Genomic DNA, 16224 nt, shown 5'->3' with positions numbered 1-16224 from the left:
GCTTCCGATGCGCCTGCTCCGCGATCTGTGGGCCACCTCGCCGCGCCGTGTCGCGGCCGTGGCCTGCCTCATCGTGCTCGGTGCCGCCGGGCAGTCCGCCGCGTTGGCGCTGGCCGGACCGGTGCTGCTGGACCGCTCGACCACGCTGTTCACCGTGCTGGCCGTCTCGCTGGTCTTCGCGGTGCTCAGCGACCTGCTGGTGGGCCTCGTCGCGGCCGGGCTGACCGCCGACTGGGCCGCCGACGTCCGCCGCCGGCTCTGCCGGGTCGCCTTCGGCCAGGACCTGCCGAGGCTGGAGACCACACCCGTCGGGGAACTGCTCGACCGGATCGACGGCGACGTCTACCAGGTCGCCGCCGAACTGCGCGGCAGCGGCGTACGGATCGCGCAGCTACTGACCGTCGGGGTGCTGTCGATCGCGCTCGCGGTCGGCGTCTGGTGGCCGGCCGGGGTGGTCATGCTCCTGCTCGGCGTACTGCTGGCGATCGGCCTGGCCGCACCCACCCGCAAGATCGGGCCGGCCCGGATGGGCGAGGAGGAAGCCTGGTCGGACCTGGCCGCGGTGATGGAGGAGTCGATCCACGGACAGGACGACATCCGCACCAGCCTGGCCCGCCCGTACGTACTGCGGACGTACGCCCAGCGCGCCAGCCGGGTGCTGGCCCGGGGACGGGTGGTGTGGGTGCTCTCCGCCCGGGTCACCACCATCGCCGTCGGTGTCACCCGCGCCGGCATCGCCGCCGTCGTACTCGGCGGGGTGTGGGCGCTGACCACCGACCGGATCGACGGGGCCCGGCTGACCGCCGTCTGGCTGCTCGCCCTCGCCTTCGGTGCGACCGTCGAGCACGTCAGCCGGATGGTGCCCGAGTTGCAGTACGCCCTCGGCGCCTGGGGGCGGGTGCAGTTGCTGCGCGACTCACCGCAGGAACCGACCGGTGGTGCCGACCCGATCGACGGTGACCTGGACGTCCGCGGCCTCACCTTCGGCTACGGCACGGCCGAGTCGGACAGCGGGCGCCGGCTGGCCCTGCGCGACGTACGACTGACCTTCAGCCGAGGCCACTCGTACGCCCTGATCGGGCGTACCGGCTCCGGCAAGTCGACCCTGGCCAAGGTCCTCACCCGGGCCGTCGAGGTGCCGCGCGGCGCGGTGTTCCTCGGCGGGACCGACCTGTGCGACCTGGACCTGGAGGGCCTGCGCCGGTGGATCGGCGTGGTCCCGCAGCGCACCGAGATCCTGGCCGGGACGCTCGCCGAGAACGTCGCCCTGTTCGACCCGGAACTGCACGCCTCGGCGGCCGGTGCCCTGGACGAACTGGGCCTGACCTCCTGGGTGGACGACCTGCCCGACGGCATCGAGACCAAGCTCGGCGAGGGCGGGCACGTCCTCTCGGCCGGACAGGAGCAACTGGTCGCGTTCGCCCGGATCCTGGTCCGCGACCCGCACGTGGTGATCCTCGACGAGGCCACCGCCCGGATGGACCCGGTCACCGAGTCACGGGTCCAGTCGGCCACCGAGCGGCTGCTGCGCGACCGGATCGGGATCGTCATCGCGCACCGGCTGTCGTCGGTGCAGCGCTGCGACGAGGTGGTGGTGCTCGCCGACGGAGAAGTGGTCGAGGCCGGACCGCTGCGCGAGTCGGAGCGCTTCGCCCGGCTGCTCGCCAGCACCCAGGCCACCTTCGACGTCGAGCCGGAACCGGCCCGCCGGGTCGGGGCCGGGGTGGGCGTCGGTGCCGGTGGTGGGCTCGCGCTGGCCCCGCCGGACGGCGACACCCTGCTGCGGGTGGATCCGGTCCGGGGCGCGCAAAGCGGCGCGGCGACGGCGAACGGGACCGCCACGGCGGTGGCCGAGCTGGTGCCCGTACCGCAACGCGCCGCCGTACGGGCGAAGGCCGATCCGCCGCCGCTGCCCGAACCGGCCCGGGCGCGTACCGTGCGGGAGATCTTCCGGCTGGCCGGCAACGACCCGCGCTTCGGGCTCAGCGCGCTGGGGATGTTCCTGTTCATGGTGCTGCTCGGACTCGACGGCGCGATCCTGCCGTGGCTCTGGGCCGACCTCGTCGACGGGCTGGACGACCCGCTCTGGCCGGCCGTCGGGATCGTGGCCGGGCTGGTGGCCGTGGTGCCGATGTCGTACTACACCGGGCGCTGGTTCCCGGAGTGGTGGGTCCGGCAGTTGCTCCGGATCAGCCTGCGACTGGTGCACGGGCAGACCGGTCCGCGCCGGGTCAGCGCACACACCCCGGCCGAGGTCGTCGCCCAGGGCGGCGACACCGAACGGGTGGTGATGCTCGCCGACAACCTGCTCGACCAGGCGGCGTGTTTCGTACTGCTGATCTCGATGACGGTGGTGTCGGGGACGCCGGTGCCGGCGCTCTTCTTCGGCGGCACGATCCTCTTCTCCGGCCTGGCCGCCGCCCTGTTCGGGCCGATCCTGGAGCGCTCCGCGCGCAAGACGGTCGCCGCCCGAGCCGCGTTCGCGACCGCCCTGGTCTCGTCGCTGTCGGCCGCCCGTACGGTGAAACTGGCCGGCGCCACCCGGTCGGTGCTGGCCCACCTCGCCCGACTCGACGTCATCCGCAGCGACCGGCAGCGGCGGGAGATCTCGACCCAGGTGTGGGCCCGTTCGACCCCGTCGATGATCGGTGGACTGCTGCCGATCGCCGCCTGGGCGCTCTACCTCAACGGCTCGCTCTCCTCCGGCGCGACCCTGGTGGCGGTCTCGACCCTGGGGGCGGTGCGGTGGTTCGCCTGGACCACGGCATCCCTGGTCTCGCAACTGCCGTCGGCCCGGGTCTGGACCCGGCGTACGGTCGCGATGAGCGGGGTCGGGGCGTACTCGGCGGCGGTGCCGGGGGTGGACCTCTCCGAGGGAACCGCACCCGCACCCGAGGCGGCACCCCGGCACCCGCTGCGGCGGCTGGACCTGGTCGGCTTCAGCGCCGTCCACGAGGACGGGACGGTCGGCGTCCACGAGGTCGACCTGACCGTCGAGACCGGACAACTGGTGCTGGTGGTCGGGCCGGTCGGCGCGGGCAAGTCGTCCCTGCTGCGAGCCCTGGCCGGGATCGTGCACCACACCGGGGACATGCGCTGGAACGGGCAACCCGTCACCGAGCCCGAGCTGTTCCTGCGCCCCAACCAGGTCGGCTACGTGGCACAGCTACCGCGGGTGCTCTCCGGCACGGTCGCCGACAACATCCGGCTCGGGCACGAGGTGGACGCCGTCGGCGCCATCTCGACCGCGCAGCTCGAACACGACCTGGCGGCGGCCGGGGGCGGGCTCGGGCTGCTGATCGGGCACAAGGGGACGCGGCTGTCCGGTGGGCAGTTGCAGCGGCTCGCCCTGGCCCGCGCGCTGGCACCGCGTACGGAGTTGCTGATCGCCGACGACGTCTCCTCGGCCCTCGACGTCACCACCGAGCTGGAACTGTGGCGGGCGTTGCGCGGGCACGGGGTGACCGTGGTCGGCTCGACCTCGAAGCGGGCCGCGTTGGCCCAGGCCGACCACGTGGTGGTGCTGGTCGACGGCGCGGCGGTGGCCCAGGGCACGTGGCGGGAACTGGCCGACCGGTGGGGCCACCTCGCGGGGTGAGCCCACCGGGGCGGTCTTCCCGGCGCCCACCGGCACGGTTCGGGCGGGTCGGTCAGCGGCGGTCGACGGTGAGGGTGGAAACACCGGCGGTGGCGTCGATGTCGTACCGGTCGGTGGCGGTCTCCCAGGCCGGCGGTGTGATCACCGTGCCGCCGGCCACGCCCGAGCGGCTGCTGCCGTCCACGGTGACGGTGCCGGCGCCGCCGCCGGCCCGTACCCGTGCCGGAGCGTCACCGGTCAGGTGGACCAGGAACTGGCTGGCGCCGCCACCCATCACCACCCGGACCGTGCCGCTCGCGGGCGGCAGGATCACCTCGGCGCGGTTGGTGCCGGCGCTGAAGTCGACCTCCGCGACCCGGCCGCCGGTCAGGTCGACGGTTTCCTCGCCGGCACCGCCACCGAGCCGGATCCGCCAGCGGACCGCGTCGCTCAGCACGATGCTGACGATCGCCGGCCCGGCCCGACCGGTGCCGGCGAGTCCCGCCAATACGGTGTCCCCGTCGACGTGCACCGACGGCCGCACCTTGGCATCCTCCGGGGTGGAGATGCGGTAGAGGTCGTCGCCGAGCCCGGCGGTGCTCACCCGGACCACGTCGGAGCCGTTGAGCAGGTCGAGCGTCGCCTCCTGCCGCTCGGCGCGCGCCCCGGCGGCCACGTGGTCGGCCGCGCGGTCGGACTCGGTAGCGGTCGTCCGGTCCGGGTTGTCGTCCGACCAGCGGCCGTCGTGCCAGGTGCAGGCGGAGAGCAGCATGGCGGCGGCGAGCAGACCGCCGGCCGCCCGCCGACCCCGGACCAACGTACGGGTCACCTTCGTCGCCTCCTCGTTTCGGCCTGTACGCCGCTACTACCCAGGGCGGGCATCGCCGACGCCCCGGAGGCTGGTGCCCTGCCGGCGATCATCGGCGGAAGGCGAGCACCCCGAGCACGCCGACGATCGCCAGGGCCAGCATGGCCAGGCCGAGCCCGCCGAGCAGGCGGGCGACGAACACACCGTCCGGTCCCTCCGCCGGCTGCGCTCGGCTGCTCGCCGGGGACGCGCTCGACCCCGACCCGTTCGGCTCCGAGCTGCTCGACTCCGACGTGCTCGGTGATGCCGGCCCGGTCGTACTGGCGGCGGGCGCGGGCGCTGTCCTGCCCGCCGGGGTGTAACCGAGCACGGTCGGTCGGGTGGTGGCCGGTTGGTCCGAGGTCTCGGAGACGGTCAGCAACAACCGGCCGTCGCGGCTGTACGTGATCGACTCGCCCTGGGGTTCGTCCGGCAGTGGCGTGATCCGGGGTACGCCACGGGTGACCGCCTCGACCACGTTGCCGTCGGTGACGTCGAACTCGATCGCGTCGGCGTAGGTACGCAGCACCACCCGGCTGCCGTCCGGCGCGGTGGCGCCCCCGGTGACCATCAGCCGACCAAAGGCGGACCAGGGATTGTCGGTGCCGGTACGGGGCAGGCTCAGCTCACCGACCTTGCGCATCCGTACGGTCGCACCGGCCCGCAGCGGCCCGTCGGGTACGTACAGCCGAGGTGTGCCGGGGTCCTTGGTGACGACGATCGGCGTGCCGTCGCCGGCTAGCAGCAGTGCCTCGGCGTCGTGCGCACCATCCGGATAGGACAGTCGGTGCAGCACCGGTGCCTTGGCGCCCTTGGCCAACTTCCACAGCGCGACGTTCGTCCGGGCCCGGTCGTTGTCACCGATGTCGGCGATCCAGATCGTGCCGTCTCGGGCGATCGCCACGTCCTCGGTGTCACGCGGGCGGCTCGGGTACGACACCGTCCTGGTCACCTTGCACGATCTGTCGAGGAAGAAGACCTTCCGGCGGCTCTCCAGGTCGGCACTGTCGTTGACCACGACGTAACCGTCGTCGGTGGCGACCATGCCGGAGATCTCGATCAGCCGTTCGTCGGCGATGACGCAGACCTCGGTGCCCTTGGCCGGTGCGGCCACCACCGGTGTCGGCGCCACCGCTTGCGCCGGTGCGGCGGTGAGCCCGAGGAGCGGGGGCGTGGCCGCGACACCGACCAGTGCCGCCACGAGGATCCCGACGCGCAACATCGCGCAAGTCTGGCACCACCGGAACCGTCCCGGCCGACAGGGGAGGCGGACCGTGACGGTCCGCCTCCTGTTCCGGAGCCGCGTCGTCAGTGGCGGCGGGTGGCTCGCAGGACGGCGTCGTGGATGGTGACGGTCCGGCCCTCCGGATCCGTGGCCTGCCGTTGCGGTGTCGCGACGACGATGTCCCATGCGTTCGGGTCGAGGGCGGCCGCTACCTGTTCGGCGGTGAACATCAGGTCGGCCCGGTCGGGACGCCCCATCGAGGTGTCCAGGTCCGACGGGTGGTGACCGACGACGAGCAGGGTCCCGCCCGGCCGTACGGCCGCCGCCAGGCGGTGGTGCAGCGCCTGGAGTGCCGGTCGGGGCAGGTGCATGAACTGCGCCGACACCAGGTCGTATTGCGCGGGTGCGGGATCCCAGGACATGACGTCGGCCTGTTGCCAGGTGAGCCGCTCGGCGACGTCAGCGCCCTGCTCGGCGGCCCGTGCGGCGGCGCGCTCCAGCGCCACCCCGGAGATGTCGACGCCGGTGACCCGCCAGCCCAGGGAGGCGAGCCAGATCGCGTCGGCGCCCTCGCCGCTGCCGACGTCCAACGCCGTCGCCGGTGCCAGGTCGGTGGCGGTGCTGACGAGGTGCGGGTTCGGGTTGCCGCTCCAGATCCGGTCGGCGGACCCGTAGCGCTCGTCCCAGAACTCCCGGGTGAACAGGATCTCGTCGGTCGAGTGCTGGTGTGCGGCGCCGTGTCCGGGTGCCGCCGTACGCGACCCGCGGTGCGCCGCGACCGCCGCCTCGGTCTCCTCCCTGATCAGGTCCGCGTTGATCGCGGCGGCGGCGGTGACGCCACCAGCGGCCGCCATGACCACCTGCGCGCCGAGGTCGGTGACGTTGCCGGCCACCCAGACGCCCGGCACCTCGGTCGACCCGGTGGGGTCGGCGGCGATGCTCTCCCCGACGCCGCGCGGGTCCTGGGTGGGTTGTAAGCCCAGGGTGGCCAGCACCTGCGAGGCGGCCACGAACCTCGGGGCGACCACCAGTGCCTGGCGCGCGACGACCGTCCCGTCGGTCAGGCGTACGCCGGTGAGGTGGTCGTCGGCCACGTCGAGGGATTCGACGGTGCCGGGAACCACCCGGATGCCCCGGGCGGCGAGTTGTTCGGCCTGCTCGTCGGTCAGCTCCGGTGCGGTGTGGGTGAACAGGACCAGGTCGGGTGTCCACTGCCGGAACAGCAGCGCCTGGTGTACGGCCATCGGCCCGGTGCCGAGGATGCCGATCGCCCGGTCCCGCACCTCCCACCCGTGGCAGTACGGGCAGTGCAGCACGTCCCGGCCCCACCGCTGCCGCAGACCTGGGACGTCGGGCAGTTCGTCGACCAGTCCCGTGGTCACCAGCAGCCGTCGGGCGGTGACCAGCCGACCGTCGCCGAGAGCCACCTCGAAGCCGTCGTCGGTGCGGCGGGCGCCGACCGCCTCGCCCTGGATCAGGAGGCCGCCGTAGTGGTCGACCTCCTTGCGGCCAGTTTCGAGTAGTTCATGTGGGTTCATGCCGTCACGGGACAGGAACCCGTGCACCCCGGCGGCGGGGGCGTTGCGGGGCGATCCCGCGTCGATCACGATCACCGAGCGCCGGGCCCGGCCCAGCACCACCGCCGCGCTCAGCCCGGCGGCACCCCCGCCGACGACCGCGACGTCGAACGTCCGGGTCGGCTGTTCTGCCAGTTCACTGGTCATGGTGACCACCTCCGCGACCACTGTGCGACCGTCGGCACAGATCGGCAAACATTCTTGCCGTTGTGGCAAACTGGGCCGATGGACGACAACCTGGAGAGCGTGCTCACCGCGGTCGGACCCCGGCTGCGTACGCTGCGCCGGCAACGCGAGATCACGCTGACCAGCCTCGCCGAGGCGACCGGCATCTCGGTCTCCACCCTGTCCCGGCTGGAGTCCGGCCAACGCCGCCCGACCCTGGAACTGCTCTTGCCACTGGCCCGCGCGTACGGCGTCCAGATCGACGAGCTCGTCGGCGCACCACCGACCGGGGACCCCCGGGTGCACCTGCGCCCGGTCAACCTCAACGGCATGACCCTGGTGCCGCTGACCCGTCGCGCCGGTGGGCTCCAGGCGTACAAGATGCTCATTCCGGCGGCCCGGCCGACGACGGTGCCGGAGCCGAAGACCCACGAGGGCTACGAGTGGCTCTACGTCCTCAGCGGGCGGCTCCGGCTGGTCCTCGGCGACCAGGATCTTGTGCTCGTACCGGGTGAGGCGGCCGAGTTCGACACCCGCGTACCGCACTGGTTCGCCAGCGCCGACCCCGCACCCGTCGAGGTGCTCAGCCTCTTCGGCAGCCAGGGCGAACGCGCGCACGTACGCGCGAGATCCCTACCCTGACGGCAGCAACGGTGGGGCGATCGGGCATCGGAACTCGACGCGTCACGCCGGGCCCGATCCGGGGCCCGGCAAGGGTTACCGGGAGTCGGTCGCGTCCGCCTTGTCGGCTGCCGGTGCCGTTGACTGCGGGTCGGAAGGCGCGGCGGTCGTCGTACCACCGGCCGCCACCCCCGGGCGCCGGGTCAGGATCCGGATCAGCAGGGCGACGATCACCGCGAGCCAGAAGATCGACAGGCCGTCGTAACCCAGCGCGGCGGCCATCACCCCGGCGAGCAGGGCACCGAGCGCGGAGGCGAGCTGGACGAGGAAGTCCGAGGCACCCTGCGCCATCGTCCGAAGCTGACCCTCCGTGGCCGAGGTGATCAACACGGAGCCGGCGAGATAACCCGCCGACCAGCCGGCGCCGAGCAGCGTCAGTCCGATGCCGACCATCACGGTGTCGCCCTCCGGTGACATCGCGAGCACCACCGCGGCCGTGGCCATCACGCCCAGGCTCGTCACCAGCAGTGGGTACGGTCCCAACCGGTCGGACAGGTAGCCGACCAGGGGACCGGGCAGGTACATCGCCGCGGAGTGCATGCCGATCACCAGGCCGATGGAGGTGAGCGTGGCAGCGCCGTGGCTCAGGTGGATCGGTGCCATGTTCATCAGCGAGATCATCGCGGTGTGTACGGTGACCACCACCGCGATGCCCTGCCGGATCATCGGATTGCGCAGGCTCGCGCCCAGCGCGGCACGGGTGTTGCGGCGCTCGCGTACCTGCTCGCGTCCCATCGACCGGGCCAGCAGCAGCGGATCCGGCCGCAGCGTCACCAGCACCAGCAGGCCGGCCAGGGCGAGGCCCACGGCCACCGCGGCGAACGGTGCGGTGAACTCCGCGAGGCGCCCCGCACCGAGCTGTTCGACCCCACCGGCCAGCGGCGGGCCGACCACGGATCCGGCGATGGCGCTCCAGGACAGGATGCCCATCGACCGCCCGATCCGGTTGGAGTCGGCGAGGTCCGTCACGGCGAATCTGGCCTGGAACCCGGCCGAGAGCGCCGCGCCGACACCCACCGCGCCGACGAGCAGCAACGGATAGCTCGACAGCGACGCGCTGACCACCACCAGCGCGGAACCGGCCGCACCGGTGAGGTAGCCGGTGGAGATGCCGGCGCGTCGACCCCGCTTCGCCGAGAGCGCGGCCAGCGGGATGCTGAACAGCACCCCGCCGCAGAAGATGAGGGCCTGCGCGAAGCCGGCGTCACGGGCCGATCCGGTCATCCGCTCGGCGATCAGCGAGACCAGTGGCCCGGTCATCGCGAAGACCAGGGAGAACACCGCCTGTACCACCAGGATCGACACGACGACGCGACGCTGGATGCGGCGCAGCGCCGGGTCGTCGGCTTTGGTGGCCTGAACCGGTGGGCCGGGCTGGGTTTGCACGGTGCTCTCCTGGGTGGAAGGTGGGGCACCGTGCTCGCCGGTGCCTATGCGGCTGGTTTCTGCGGGGCGGATTCCTGCGGGGTACGGCGACCGACCTCGTCCGGGGCGTCGGCGATCGGATGTCCGTCAGTACGCCGGGCCGGCACACCGGCGGCCAGTACGTAGACGGCGGTCTCGGCGGCGCCGTCGACGCCCAGGGCGGCCTCCAGTTCGGAGTCGCGGAAGGCGTCGGTCTGGCACGGTCCGAGCCCGACCGCCGTCGCGCAGAGTGCGAACGTCTGCGCGAGATGACCGGTGTCGAGCAGGACGGTACGGAGCATCCGGGCACTGCGGTACTTGAACATCGCCCGCTGCACGTCGATGGTGAGGAAACAAACGAAGCCGGCGGTCGTCACCATTTTCTGGTCGAAGGTGAGGCGTCCTAGTTGTACGGTGTCGAAGTCGTACGAGAGGACCTCCAGACTATGGTCCGACGGCGAATAACGGTAGAGCCCCGGCGGGATCGACTCGACGTTGCGGACCGCCACGTAACATTCGCTCTCGTGCCTGGCGCCGCCGCACGGACTGGTTCGCAGCATCAGCTTGCCGAGTACGCCGGCATCGAAGAAGTGCATCGGTGCGAACGTGTAGTGCAGGACGGTGGAAAAGCTGCGCAGTGGCACCGCGTCCTCGGTGAAATGACGGTGGGTACGGCGCGACAGCAGTACGTCGGCGAAATCGCGGTCCAACGGCAGGAACGACCGGGTGAGCATGATCCGTTCCGCGTCGACATTGCGCGCGAACATCTCCGGCGCCGGCCCGCTCGCCCTGATCTCGCCGAACACGGCGGCGCGGCTGGCCGCGATCTCGGGGTCCGCGCTGGCGCCTTCGGTGCTGATGTACGCCGTGTCCTTCGTGTCGAAGTGGAAGAACTGGGCGGACTGTCCCCAGGCCTGCCAGCGGTCGAGGATCCGGTCCTCCTCCTGCGCGGCCTGCCGCGTACGCAGCAGTCCCGCCTCCGCGAGGTCGGTGACCGCCTCCAGCACCGAGGCCGGGTCGTAGTCGTCGAAGCGGTGGCTGACCTGCTCCGGATCCGTCCAGTCGTCGAACTGGCTCAGGATGTCCAGTGCCGCCCCGTCGACCGCGACTCCGTTCTTCTCGCCGTTTTCCGGGGTCCGATCCAGATAGTCGTCGAGCACCATCTCACCGTTCACCCAGTACGCCACCAGCGAGCGTGCCCGCCTCAGTTCCATAGCCATTTCCTCTCCGTGGGGCGCCAGACAGCCAGAAAAGGGGGACGGGGCTACCGTCCCCCTTTTCTGCTAGGAAGTCGAGGCCGAGCCCGTTCTGCCCTGAAGGGTGTTCGGTCGGCAGAACAGGGAGCCCGCACGACCCGACTCGTCCACCGGTCCTGATCGGGATCAGGTCGGCTTGCAGGCCAGCATCTTCTTCTCACGCAGAACGGTCTTGCGCACCTTCACGGAAACCTTCTTCATGTTCGTCACCCCCTCGTCATCGGTTGTGAACATCCTTGACGTTCACATTCTGTGACGACAACTTCGAGAGTGCTCTGGTCGGAAATGCGGCGCGGTGGGGAATAGTCTCGTCCGGGCGTCACTACCGGCCCGGACGGGATCTGGCTCACCGGCCGCCTGATCGGCGGGACGGTGACCGTGCCGAGGTTCACCTTGAATTCATCGCTCCGGCTTCGCCGGGAACGACCCGGTCGGTCCACTTTGTTGCGTACATGTCGGTTGACAGCATGGCCGCATGACCAGGTTGAAGAGGACATCCCTCGTACTCATCGGAGCCCTGCTGGCCGGCGTCGCCGCGCAGGCGGTGGCACGACCGGCGGACGCGGCCGCGGCCGTACACAGTGAGAGGTTGCTGTTCGACGGCGGTGGAGGTGAGGTGCTCAACGGCATCACCTACCACTCGTTCCGCATCCCGTCGCTCGTCCGCACCAGGGCCAACACGCTGCTCGCCTTCGCCGAAGGCAGGGCGTCGGACAACCGGGACTGGGGCAACATCAACCTCGTCTACAAGCGGTCGACCGACAACGGGGGCACCTGGTCCGGGCTGCGCGAGGTGGTCGGCGCCGGCCAGGGGACCTGGGGCAACCCGACGGCGGTGGTCGACCAGAGCAACGGCAAGATCTGGCTCTTCATGTCCTGGAACCCGGCCGGCTACAGCCAGAACGGTGACGACGGCACCACCCGGATCACCGCCTGGGACCACCGCAAGGTGTACGTCTCCAGCAGCACCGACGACGGCGTGAGCTGGAGCGACCCGGCAGACCTGACCGCCACCCTCAAGCCCAGGACGTTCGGCAACGGCGCGACCTGGGCGTGGGACGCGATCGGACCCGGTGTCGGCATCCAGACCACCGGCGGTCGGTTGGTCGTCCCCGCGCTCTACCGCAACATCTACAGCGACGACCACGGCCTCACCTGGAAGGTGCAGCGACTCACCACCACCGGCGGCGCCGCCCAGGAGGGTACGAGCGAGGGCACGGTGCTGGAGCTGACCGACGGACGGCTGATGCGCAACGACCGGGCGGTTTCCTCGGTCTGGGAGAGCGCCAAGCGTCGTTGGGTGTCGCGGGGGACGATCGAGTCCGGCTTCAGCGCGTACGCGCCGGACAACACGCTGCTCGACCCCCGCGCGCAGGGGTCGATCATGCGCTACAACCTCGACTCGCCGACCCGGATCGTCTTCCTCAACTCGGCGAGCACCGAAACCCGGACCAAGATGACCGTACGGATCAGCTACGACGAGGGCCGGACCTGGCCGATCTTCCGGCGGCTCGCCGACGCGCCGCTGCCGGCCTGGGCCGGGCTGGGCAGCGGCAGCGTGGCCGAGGGCGGCTACTCCAGCATGACCAAGACCGCGGACTACACCGTCGGCGCCCTGGTCGAGGTGAACGAGAACACCGGCAACAGCGACACCTCGCACCGCACGATCGTGTTCCGCAAGTTCAACCTCCCCTGGATGCTCAACGGCGCCACGGAGTAGCCGGCGTCCCCGGGCCGGCGGGACGGGCGCCCGGAAATCTCCGCAAGAAAAGTTCGGCGCCGGTGTCGAAATCTCCTCCTCCCGTTCGAGCAACAGGTAGCGGGCCGGAGAGCGGCCCCACGAACCGAAGGGGGACAGCGTCCATGTCCCAGTCGAATCCGCCCGTCACGGTCGAGGCGGTGGCCGACCGGCCGGCCGCCGCCGGGCTCAGGCTCACCGGGCGGCTCCTGGCCGCCGGTGTCGTCGCCGGCCCGCTGTACGTCCTGGTGTCGGTGGCACAGATGGTGGCGCGGGACGGCTTCGACCCGACCCGTCACGCCTGGAGCCTGCTCGCCAACGGCACGGCGGGATGGATCCAGGTCACCAACCTGATCGTGACCGGCCTGCTGGTGATCGCCGCGGCGGTGGGGCTGCGGCGTTCGCTCGACCCCGGACCGGCCGGCACCTGGGCTCCCCGGCTGCTCGGGATCTACGGCCTGGGCCTGGTCGGCGGCGGGATGTTCCGGGCCGACCCGGCACAGGGCTTCCCGGCGGGTACGCCGGAGCAGGGCACCGGCACCTCCTGGCACGGGCTGCTCCACTTCGGGCTGGGCGGCGTCGGCTTCGTCGCACTGGTCGCGGCGTGTTTCGTGCTCGCCCGCCGGTTCACCGCCGACGACCAGCGAGGATGGGCGGTGTTCTCACGCCTGACCGGGGTGCTGTTCCTCGCCGGTTTTGTCGCCGTGGCCGGCGGTGGCGGCAGTTCCTGGGCGACGCTGTCGTTCACCGTGGCGATCGTGCTGGCCTGGGCCTGGCTCTCGCTGATCTCGGTGTACCACCACGGCCGGTCCCGCCGACTGCACTGACAATCCTTCCGCCCCGACACCACCCGAGGGAGTTCGACCATGCGATACCTGGCACTGCTGCGGGCCAAACAGCCCACCACGCCCGTACCACCGGAGTTGATGGCGGCGATCGCCAAGCTCGGTGAGGAGGCGACCAACTCCGGCAGCCTGCTCGACACCGGCGGGCTGGCGCCGAGCGCGGCCGGCGCGCGGGTCACCGTCACCGGCGGGGACCTGACCGTGACCGACGGCCCGTTCGCCGAGGCGAAGGAGGTCATCAGCTACGCGCTCTACGAGGTACGGGCCAAGGAGGAGGTGGTCGAGTGGACCTCGCGGTTCATGAAGGCGCACCGGGACCTCTGGCCGGGCTGGGAGGGCGACGCCGACATCCTGAAGGTGTACGGCCCGGAGGACTTCCCGCTCCCGGAGTGACCCGATCGGTGGTTGGATCGGTGGTCGTGACGGCTACCGATCCGGCACCGGACGATCCGGGGCAGGCCGCCAGACGTGCCGTGGAGGCGGTCTGGCGGATCGAGTCCGCCCGGTTGATCGCCCGGATCGCCCGGCTGGTCCGCGACGTCGGGCTGGCCGAGGAGATCGCCCAGGACACGCTGGTCGCCGCGTTGGTGCAGTGGCCGGCGACCGGCGTACCCGAAGATCCTGGGCCGTGGCTGACGGCGACCGCGAAACATCGCGCGGTCGACCTGCTGCGACGGCAGCAGCGGTACGCGACCAAGCTCGACCTGCTCGGCCGCGACGTCGAAATCCAGCAGGAGTACGCCGAGGCGGCCCTCGACGACGCCCTCGACGACCACATCGGCGACGACCTGCTGCGGCTGATCTTCACGGCCGCGCATCCGGTGCTGCCGGTGCAGGCGCGGGTGGCGCTGACCCTGCGGATGGTCGGCGGCCTCACCACCGGCGAGACGGCGCGGGCGTTCCTGGTGCCGGAGGCGACCGTGGCCCAGCGCATCGTCCGGGCCAAACGCGCGCTCGCCGCCGCGCGGGTCCGGTTCGAACTGCCCACCCCGGCGGAACTGGTGGACCGGCTCGCCTCGGTACTGGAGGTCGTCTACCTGATCTTCAACGAGGGGTACGCCGCGACCGGCGGCCCGAACTGGTCCCGGCCCGAGCTGTGCCAGGAGGCGTTGCGGCTGGGCCGGCTGCTCAGCGGCCTGCTGCCGGACGAGGCCGAGGTGCACGGCCTGACGGCCCTGATGGAGTTGCAGGCCTCCCGGCTGGGCGCCCGGACCGACCCGCAGGGGCAGCCGGTGCTCCTGCCCGACCAGGACCGCCGCCGCTGGGACCGGCTGCTCGTCCGGCGCGGGCTCGCCGCCCTCGACCGTGCCGAAACCCTCGGCGGCGGCGTCTACACCCTCCAGGCCGCGATCGCCGCCTGCCATGCCCGCGCCACCCGCGCGGAGCTGACCGACTGGTCCCGGATCGCGGCACTCTACGAGGTGCTCGCCCACCTCCAGCCGTCCCCGGTGATCCTGCTGAACCGGGCTGTCGCGGTCGGCCTGGCCGACGACCCGGTACGCGGACTCGCGCTCGCCGACGACCTCACCCGCGAACGGGCGCTACGCGACTACCCCCAACTCCCGGCCGTACGCGGAGAACTGCTGGCCCGGCTGGGACGGGCGGACGAGGCGCGCGCGGAGTTCACCCGAGCCGCCGAACTCACTCGCAACGACGGTGAGCGGATCCTGTTCCAGCGGCGTGCGGACGGCCTGCGCCAGCCAACGGAGTAGCGGCGGCCCGATCGGCTAGTCCGGCAGGCGGGCGTCGGCGAGCTTGGCGAGGATCTCGTCCACGGTCTCGTCCGGCGTCTGGTCGGAGTTGTCCAGCCACAGCCCGATCCTCGGGGTGTCCCGACGCAGCGACCGGTCCAACACCTCCACCGTCCAGTCGCCGTAGCCGCGCTTGCCCCGGAGGCTCTCGCGCGTGTGCACCACCTCCGGCCTCGGCGCGAGGACAACCAGGTGCCGGGGCCGGGCGGTCAGCAGGTCGACGTACTCGGCCAGTTCGGGACCGAGGACGACGTCCTGCACCACGGCGGCGAAGCCCGCCTCGGCGTACCCGTCCGCGACGCTCGCGGCGAGCCGGTAACGCAACCAGAGCTGCGCGGTCGCCTCGGTGGTCTGCTCCGGCGTGAGCTCCTCCCGGTTCGTGACCATCATTCTTCGGAACACGTCTCCTCGGACGTGGGCGGCGAGGGGAAGCCGTTCCGCGAGGCGCTGCGCCACGGTCGACTTGCCGGCTGCCATCACCCCGGTGATGACGATGACGCCAGGGGTCGGGACGGACACTCCAGCCTCCTCCGGTATCGCGGGTCGTGCGAACCCGCCGGGCTCCAGTCTCCCAACGGACCGCCCGGCCGGTGTGTCGTACGGCGGAGCGAGTCCGGCGGGTGGTCCGAGGACCACCCGCCGACGTCACCCACTTCACCAGCCGCGAGACGGCACGGAACCGATGGTCAGCCCGCTCTGGCCAGCCGTGGTCGTCGGTGCTGGTCAGTCGGCGTGCCCCCAGCCGTTGCTGTCGACCGCGCCGGGGTGGTCCCAGCCGTTGGCGGTGACCGCATCGGGGTACTCCCAGCCGTCGGCGGTGACCACGCCGGGGTGGTCCCAGCTGTTGGCGGTGACCGCATCGGGGTACTCCCAGCCGTTGGCGGTGACCGCGCCGGGGTGGTCCCAGCTGTTGGCGGTGACCGCGCCGGGGTAGCCCCAGCCGTTGGTGTGCGCGTCGCCGGCCTGGGCCGGTGTTGCCATGATGCCGAGTGTCAGTGCCGCCGCGAATGTCGCGCCGACCAGTAGACGTCCTACTCGCATGTTCCATTCCTTCCTGAAACCCCCGTTGACACTGTCGAGTCTGACCGGACCGGTCGTGTCACATCCACTGCGATCTACACCATTCGGACTGCGCCGAATTGCTGGCGACCCGGCCCG

At 71.7% G+C, this 16224-nt stretch carries 13 protein-coding genes and 1 pseudogene; 6 read left to right on the top strand and 8 right to left on the bottom strand.

The features are described from left to right. Positions 1 to 7: 7 nt before the first annotated feature. Positions 8 to 3598: an ABC transporter ATP-binding protein gene (locus tag AB0J90_RS17710; protein ID WP_363597026.1), complete on the top strand. Its 3591-nt coding sequence runs from the start codon at positions 8 to 10 to the stop codon at positions 3596 to 3598. A 52-nt stretch (positions 3599 to 3650) separates the two neighbouring features. On the opposite strand, the gene AB0J90_RS17705 is transcribed toward AB0J90_RS17710, so the two are convergent. The 4 genes and pseudogenes from AB0J90_RS17705 to AB0J90_RS17690 form a co-directional block, all read right to left on the bottom strand. Continuing rightward, a complete protein-coding gene (locus AB0J90_RS17705) occupies positions 3651 to 4406 on the bottom strand; it encodes a hypothetical protein (RefSeq protein ID WP_363597024.1) in 756 nt (251 codons plus the stop codon). An 88-nt stretch (positions 4407 to 4494) separates the two neighbouring features. Then, on the bottom strand, positions 4495 to 5646 hold the full coding sequence (locus tag AB0J90_RS17700) for a hypothetical protein (protein ID WP_363597021.1): 1152 nt from the start codon (positions 5644 to 5646) through the stop codon (positions 4495 to 4497). 86 nt (positions 5647 to 5732) lie between these two features. Next, positions 5733 to 6353, bottom strand: a complete 621-nt coding sequence (locus AB0J90_RS17695; RefSeq protein ID WP_363597338.1) for a methyltransferase domain-containing protein — start codon at positions 6351 to 6353, stop codon at positions 5733 to 5735. A 48-nt stretch (positions 6354 to 6401) separates the two neighbouring features. Continuing rightward, positions 6402 to 7373 (bottom strand): annotated as a pseudogene (locus AB0J90_RS17690) (NAD(P)/FAD-dependent oxidoreductase); the annotation flags it as partial. Between the two features lie 78 nt (positions 7374 to 7451). Here AB0J90_RS17690 and AB0J90_RS17685 point away from each other — a divergent pair. Beyond that, positions 7452 to 8033, top strand: a complete 582-nt coding sequence (locus AB0J90_RS17685; protein WP_363597019.1) for an XRE family transcriptional regulator — start codon at positions 7452 to 7454, stop codon at positions 8031 to 8033. A 75-nt stretch (positions 8034 to 8108) separates the two neighbouring features. Here the strand turns inward: AB0J90_RS17685 and AB0J90_RS17680 are convergent, their stop codons facing one another. Beyond that, complete coding sequence (locus AB0J90_RS17680) at positions 8109 to 9458, bottom strand: MFS transporter (protein ID WP_363597017.1); 1350 nt, start codon at positions 9456 to 9458, stop codon at positions 8109 to 8111. A 44-nt stretch (positions 9459 to 9502) separates the two neighbouring features. Further along, entirely contained in the window at positions 9503 to 10696 is a 1194-nt protein-coding gene (locus AB0J90_RS17675; RefSeq protein WP_363597015.1) for a SagB/ThcOx family dehydrogenase, read from the bottom strand. 511 nt (positions 10697 to 11207) lie between these two features. Here AB0J90_RS17675 and AB0J90_RS17670 point away from each other — a divergent pair. The 4 genes from AB0J90_RS17670 to AB0J90_RS17655 all read left to right on the top strand — a co-directional run bounded on the left by AB0J90_RS17670 (position 11208) and on the right by AB0J90_RS17655 (position 15027). Further along, positions 11208 to 12452, top strand: coding sequence for a sialidase family protein (locus tag AB0J90_RS17670; protein ID WP_363597013.1), 1245 nt, complete (start codon positions 11208 to 11210; stop codon positions 12450 to 12452). Positions 12453 to 12595: 143 nt separating this feature from the next. Then, entirely contained in the window at positions 12596 to 13297 is a 702-nt protein-coding gene (locus tag AB0J90_RS17665) for a DUF998 domain-containing protein (RefSeq protein WP_363597011.1), read from the top strand. A gap of 39 nt (positions 13298 to 13336) precedes the next feature. Next, positions 13337 to 13708 carry a YciI family protein gene (locus AB0J90_RS17660; RefSeq protein ID WP_363597009.1) on the top strand — a complete coding sequence of 124 codons (372 nt, stop codon included), beginning with the start codon at positions 13337 to 13339 and terminating at the stop codon, positions 13706 to 13708. Positions 13709 to 13734: 26 nt separating this feature from the next. Beyond that, on the top strand, positions 13735 to 15027 hold the full coding sequence (locus AB0J90_RS17655) for a DUF6596 domain-containing protein (protein ID WP_363597007.1): 1293 nt from the start codon (positions 13735 to 13737) through the stop codon (positions 15025 to 15027). A 15-nt stretch (positions 15028 to 15042) separates the two neighbouring features. Here AB0J90_RS17655 and AB0J90_RS17650 read toward each other — a convergent pair whose 3' ends face one another. Both AB0J90_RS17650 and AB0J90_RS17645 read right to left on the bottom strand, forming a co-directional pair. Then, positions 15043 to 15585 carry an AAA family ATPase gene (locus AB0J90_RS17650; protein WP_363597005.1) on the bottom strand — a complete coding sequence of 181 codons (543 nt, stop codon included), beginning with the start codon at positions 15583 to 15585 and terminating at the stop codon, positions 15043 to 15045. Positions 15586 to 15789: 204 nt separating this feature from the next. Continuing rightward, a complete protein-coding gene (locus AB0J90_RS17645) occupies positions 15790 to 16107 on the bottom strand; it encodes a hypothetical protein (RefSeq protein WP_363597003.1) in 318 nt (105 codons plus the stop codon). Between the last annotated feature and the right edge of the window lie 117 nt (positions 16108 to 16224).

It is taken from the genome of Micromonospora sp. NPDC049523 (genome assembly GCF_040676775.1).
In the GTDB taxonomy this organism is placed as follows: domain Bacteria; phylum Actinomycetota; class Actinomycetes; order Mycobacteriales; family Micromonosporaceae; genus Micromonospora_G.
This window is presented reverse-complemented; position numbering and strand designations above follow the sequence as displayed.